The organism is Okeania sp. SIO3B5 (assembly GCF_010692555.1).
GTDB lineage: Bacteria > Cyanobacteriota > Cyanobacteriia > Cyanobacteriales > Microcoleaceae > Okeania.
Window position 1 is genome coordinate 23066 of sequence record NZ_JAAHHG010000081.1, and the last position, 6000, is coordinate 29065.

At 34.1% G+C, this 6000-nt stretch carries 4 protein-coding genes; all 4 read left to right on the forward strand.

Annotation, left to right across the window (positions count from 1 at the left end; genetic code table 11):
• Positions 1 to 11: 11 nt before the first annotated feature.
• The 4 genes from F6K54_RS42915 to F6K54_RS13685 all read left to right on the forward strand — a co-directional run bounded on the left by F6K54_RS42915 (position 12) and on the right by F6K54_RS13685 (position 5471).
• A complete protein-coding gene (locus F6K54_RS42915) occupies positions 12 to 491 on the forward strand; it encodes a helix-turn-helix domain-containing protein (protein ID WP_366558131.1) in 480 nt (159 codons plus the stop codon).
• A gap of 22 nt (positions 492 to 513) precedes the next feature.
• Positions 514 to 1215: an RNA-guided endonuclease TnpB family protein gene (locus tag F6K54_RS42920; protein WP_366558132.1), complete on the forward strand. Its 702-nt coding sequence runs from the start codon at positions 514 to 516 to the stop codon at positions 1213 to 1215.
• Positions 1216 to 2219: 1004 nt separating this feature from the next.
• Entirely contained in the window at positions 2220 to 3041 is an 822-nt protein-coding gene (locus tag F6K54_RS13680) for a PD-(D/E)XK nuclease family protein (protein WP_293078314.1), read from the forward strand.
• Positions 3042 to 4274: 1233 nt separating this feature from the next.
• Complete coding sequence (locus tag F6K54_RS13685) at positions 4275 to 5471, forward strand: ATP-binding protein (RefSeq protein WP_293078316.1); 1197 nt, start codon at positions 4275 to 4277, stop codon at positions 5469 to 5471.
• Positions 5472 to 6000 lie beyond the last annotated feature (529 nt).

The window sequence follows — 6000 nt, forward strand, 5'->3', positions numbered from 1 at the left end:
TTCGGTTGGTTATGAAATCTAGATTTAAGTATCGTATATATCCAACATCAGGGCAAAAACAGCAATTGGCAAAGCTATTTGGCTGTGTACGTGTTGTTTGGAATGATAGTCTAGCTTGCTGCCAAGAAAAGTATAAATTAGGAGAGAATAAACCCACTAACTCCGAGTTACAAAAACTGTTTATTACTCAAGCCAAAAAGACTGAAGATAGACAGTGGTTATCGGAAGTTTCTAATATACCACTACAACAATCTTTAAATGATTTAAACCAAGCTTATCAAAACTTTTTTAAATCAACTAAAGGTCAACAGAAAGGTAGACCTATAAAGCCTCCTAAGTTTAAAACTAGAAAGTCAAAGCAAACTGCTAGGTTTAGAAAAGGTGGTTTTAAAGTTGGTCAGCATAAAGTTTATTTAGCTAAAATTGGGAAACTAAAAATAGTTTCGCCTGTGAAAGTTACCTGCTCCTCCATCATCAGTAACAGTAATTAAAGATTCAGCTAATAGGTATTTTCTGAGTTTTGTAGTAGAAAGCATACCTGAAATATTACCTCAAACTGAGAATTCAGTAGGTATAGATTTAGGTATCAAAACTTTTGCTACATTGAGCGATGGTACAAAGGTTGATGCTCCTAAACCACTCAAAAAACGAATTAAGAAATTAAGAAAGTTAAGTAAGTCATTGTCGAATAAAACTAGGGGGTCAAACCGTTATAAAAAAGCTAGGCTAAGAATAGCTAAATTTCACGCTAAACTGAAAGATACAAGAACAGATTTTCTCCATAAATTGTCTACTAAAATAATTTGTGAAAACCAAACAATTGTTTTAGAAGACTTGAATGTTTCAGGAATGGTTAAAAACCGTAAATTATCCAGAGCAATATCAGATTTAGGCTGGAGACAATTTAGAACACTCTTAGAGGGAAAAGCAGAAAAATACGGTCGTGATTTTAGAGTAATAAGTCGTTGGGAGCCAACATCTCAAACTTGTTCATGTTGTGGATTCAAAGGTGGAAAGTTAGACCTTTCAGTTAGGGAGTGGGAATGTTTGAATTGTGGTGCAAAGCACGACCGTGATGAAAATGCAGCAATAAATATATTAGTCGCGGGCGGGCAGTCCGAGACAAAAAACGGACGTGGAGACAAGCGTAAGACTAACGCGAAGGTAGCAGCAGTCAATGAGACGTCAACTCGCCGAGGAGCTACGGCTCGGTAGGAATCCCCGTGCCTAACAGCCGGGGAGGATGTCAACACTAAAATTTATTCTTACTTTTGACTTTTGACTGTCTTGAGTGCGTCTTACATTCTGGAGGGGCTGTGTGCGGAATTACTTCCGCACTTTATACGCCCCGTAGGAAACCTCAGAATTACGCACTCGCTTTTGACTTATATTATTATGTTACATTTTGTCGTGCGGAATGTAGGATGGAAGTAGATCGACAAAACAGAAATCATATTGCCATCCAATCATTTTATTGAGCTTCTAGGCAGAGCCAAATTCTTAACTCCAAAATACACGAAATTTTACTTTTCAGCAATTAAGGCTGTATTGTTTATCTATCAATATTTTCAGCTTTTTCTAGGTGGGTAGGAAATAGATAGGGTTTGCTGTGCTATCGCATCTTTTTTTGCCCTAAATTACACCCTAAAAAGGGATGTTGAACAAATTTTGCTAATTTGATTTTAAATAACTAATATTTAATTTAATTTTTTATAATTTTTAATTATTTGAGTATTTGTAGCTACTAGGGTTTGCGTATGGAAAGTCTTTTAATATTGTGGAATGACTCGAAAAATATTGTCCTGATTTAATGTCATATCATGTCTAGATAAGAGCGTGACAAAAAACTTTCTCCTCCTTATACCTTAAAACTCCTTTTTCTTCCTTCCTGACTCCTGACTCTTCCCTATAACTAGGGCTTGCTGATTAAATCTCAAAGTATTGACTGATATTGGTTTGAGCAATTTTAGGTCTGGAAAAAGTACCAGGTTTTCGGTTAATAAAGTTGAAAAAATGAGCCTGAAAGGGGGAGGGGCGATGCAGACAAATCAAGAAACCATTATTTCAAGGACTTCCTCTATAACTCCCCTAAACTCCTTACTCTTAACTATTCTTTATTTCCCCTCCACGGTCGGGGGAGGGGCGAGGGGTGAGTCCCTGCCTCAGCAAAAAGACTTTATGAGCGCAAACCCTAACTATTAAACCGGACATGATAACTAATGGCAAAATATAGACTCTCTCAACAACACCTGAATCTACTTACGACTTGCCCCCGCAAATTCCAACATATTTATCTTGATAATCTGAGCGTACCAACAACACCAACAGAACAAGAAAGACTAAATTGGGGTAGTCAGTTTCACTTATTGATGCAGCAAAGAGAACTAGGATTACCAATAGAATCTTTAATGTTAGAAAATCAAGAAATTCAGCACTGTTTTGAAATTTTTTTTCAGGCAGCACCAGAAATATTAAATCCTGAAACTCAAGATAATATAATTTTACGTCAAGCTGAACATAGTCGTAGTATTAATTTTAATGGTTATATATTGACGGTTATTTACGATTTATTGATTGCTGATATTCAACAAGCACAAATTTTTGATTGGAAAACTTATAGCTTTCCCCAAAATCAAACAAAGTTAGCTCAAAATTGGCAAACACGCTTATACCTTTTCACTCTAGTCGAAACCAGCAAATATTTACCAGAAGCAGTTTCAATGACTTATTGGTTTATCGAACCAAAAAGTCAAAAATTACCTGCAAAAATAAATTTTTCTTATAATCAACAGGCACACAAAAACACTGAGCAAGATTTAAAGCAAATATTATATCGGTTAACTGATTGGTTAAAAAATTATCAGGAACAGGGGGAAGAATTTCCTCAAGTTCAGAAGATTGAAAATTGTCATTCTTGTCAATTTGCTACTCGCTGTCAGAATTTTTTAGAAGTTCAGGACAAAGAAGTAGATATGCAGTCTACATTTGTTTCTGCGGATTTAATATTAAAAATAGATAGTATTCCAGAAATATCAATTTAGCTGAAAATTATTGAATTAAATTCTAGATACAAGTCCATAGAGATGATACGGAATCCGGTTATTTAAAGACATTTATAGGATGTAAGATTCAAACCTCTCCTCATCTTCCGTAAACCCCGCCTCCCCATCTACATAATCTACATAATTAGGGTTTGCTGAAAAAGTCTTATGGGCGAGGGTAGGAGACAGGAGACAGGAGACAGGAGACAGGAGAAATAGCTTGGGAGCGAGGAGGTAGGGGTAAGAATTGTAAGGATGATTTTTCTGCCCAACTATGCACCTAAAATACTAACTTTTTGAGTGTTTTAGACTGAAACAGGTGTACTTTTTTAGACCCTAAAAAGGCTAAAACCAATATCAGTCAATGCTTTGATATTTAATCAGCAAACCCTAATTAAAGATAGTCTACCAACCGGATTTAGGATGAGCTTAAAAATTGCTCCAGTCACTATAGGAATTTTTTATGAGTAAAATATAATAGATATCTCCAAAAATAAAAAATAAAATCAATTATCGTACAGAAATTATCAATTATTTCCCCCTCCATACCTATTCCCTATTCCCTATTCCCTCTTTTGGAGGAGATGTCTAATAATTTCCACTCTCTTTTAGTAAGGCACTCCCAGTATAGCTCTAATGTATAATGTAAGTATTCAGCTATTAGTAGTCAGCTATTTCTACGGAATACTGTGCAAACAGCTTTTTAATGAATGAAGCAAGCATTCGTTTAATTTATACTACATTCTCAACCAGAGATTCGTACTCTGAAACTTTGATAAAATTACTTTTTTCTCCTTTAAAGGTAATCAAGCTGATAGCTGATAGCTGACTGCTGAATGCTTACTGTATAATTTGATATAAAATAAGGAAAAAAGAAAGCAATACTTCTGGAAAAGTTTAAGATTTAAAAGAGAAGAAAGGCTTGATTTTTATCTCAAAATCAAAAAGTTTATGTGGAAGTGATACCTAAGTCATACCGATCTTAACTGATTACAGCTTTTATCAATTGAATGAGAAATCGGGTGAAAATTTGGGACTTTAGGAAAAAGGACTCGAAAAGAGAGTAATAGTTAAAGTTTACTCCTTTGTAGTTCACCCTAAGTCAATACAAGAAGCATAATTCGATGTATAACAGACCTTACCTCACCTGCATAAAAAGCTTTATAATGTTTATGATTATTTACTATAAGTAATTTATAAATTTCAAGTAATCGGCTTATTAGTTAAAATATTATGTCATCAAAAATACTTGTTGTAGATGATGAGCCTGATTTTGAATCGCTGATCATCCGTAACTTTAGAAAAAAAATTAAACAAAAAGAACTAGAGTTTATTTTTGCTAGAGATGGTGTAGAAGCATTAGAAATATTGTCACAAGAATTAAGTATAGATATCGTCTTAACTGATATTAATATGCCTTTAATGGATGGATTGACTTTATTAGATAATCTTCAAGATAAATATCCTGATATTAAAGCAGTAATTATTTCTGCTTATGACGATATGGAAAAAATTAGGTCGGCAATGAATAGAGGTGCTTTTGATTTTTTGACTAAACCTATAGATTTTGAAGATTTAGAAATTACTATAAAAAAAACATTAGAAAATGTTAGACAACTCAAAGAAAATAAACGCTTAAAACAAGAAAAAGATGAAGCAGAAGCAGCAAACCGAGCAAAAAGTATATTTCTAGCAAATATGAGCCATGAATTACGAACACCATTAAATGCGATTATTGGCTATAGTGAAATTTTATTAGAAGATGCCAGGGATTTAGGTTATGAAGACTTTGTTCATGACCTTGATAATATTCATACTGCGGGAAAACATTTATTGACAATAATTAATGATATTCTCGATCTTTCAAAAATTGAAGCAGGTAAAATGGATATCCATTTGGAAAGTTTCAAGATAATGGCATTAATTGAAAATGTTGTAGCGACTATTCAACCATTAATTGAGCAAAATAGTAATACATTAGAAATAATCTGCGATGATAATCAGGAATTAATAGTAGCTGATCCTAATAAAATGCGCCAAGTGATTTTAAATCTTCTTAGCAATGCAGCTAAATTTACAGAAAATGGCAACATTAGTTTGAAGGTTAAAATTATTAGCAATTATGAGGATTGTACTGTTAACAATGAAGAATTGGATTCTAAGAAAATGTTGATTTTAAGTGTTACTGATAGTGGTATAGGTATATCAGAAAAGCAAATGAAGATTTTATTTCAACCATTTACTCAAGCTGATAATTCAACAACACGCAAATATGGAGGTACTGGTTTGGGTTTAGCTATTAGTCGTCACTTTTGTAAAATGATGGGTGGGGATATTAGTGTAGTGAGTGAAGTTAAGAAAGGCTCAATATTTACTGTCAAAATTCCTTTTATGAAAGAACAATTTATCGACGAAGAATTCTTTGATTGAAGAAGGATAGAAGAAGGAGTCAGGAGTCAGGAGACAGAATTTAGGAGAAAATTATAACTGCCGTGATTGAGTAATCAATCAAGCAATTATTTATGCTGGGGTAGGAGACAGGAGACAGGAGACAACCCACCCCTAACCCCTCCCAGGAGGGGAAGACAGAATAAATGGGAATGAGCGAGGAGGTAGGAGTAAGAATTGTCCCAAGATTGTTCTGCCCAACTGAGCCTGAAATACTAACTTTTTGAGCGTTTTAGACGTGATACCAGGCACTTTTTAAAGGCCCCAAAAAGGCACTTGTCTTTATATGTCAATGCTTTTAGATTTAATCAGCAAGCCCTAATTAAATACCAGTAATTATACAATATTCCCATCCACCAATATATGTAGCAAATATTAGGTTTCATAGTTACTAAATCTATAGAAAAATATTCCTAGACAAGTGTTTTAATTAAGTGTTACCTTAACGGGGTGAACTACAACACCCTCTATCCCATTGCTAAAAGCGTTTGGGACTACTTTTCGTAATATA

Bases quoted from the DNA above. Each gene is read 5' to 3' on its own strand.
- F6K54_RS42915 (WP_366558131.1), top strand. From the start codon at position 12: ATGAAATCTAGATTTAAGTATCGTATATATCCAACATCAGGGCAAAAA.
- F6K54_RS13680 (WP_293078314.1), top strand. From the start codon at position 2,220: ATGGCAAAATATAGACTCTCTCAACAACACCTGAATCTACTTACGACT.
- F6K54_RS13685 (WP_293078316.1), top strand. From the start codon at position 4,275: ATGTCATCAAAAATACTTGTTGTAGATGATGAGCCTGATTTTGAATCG.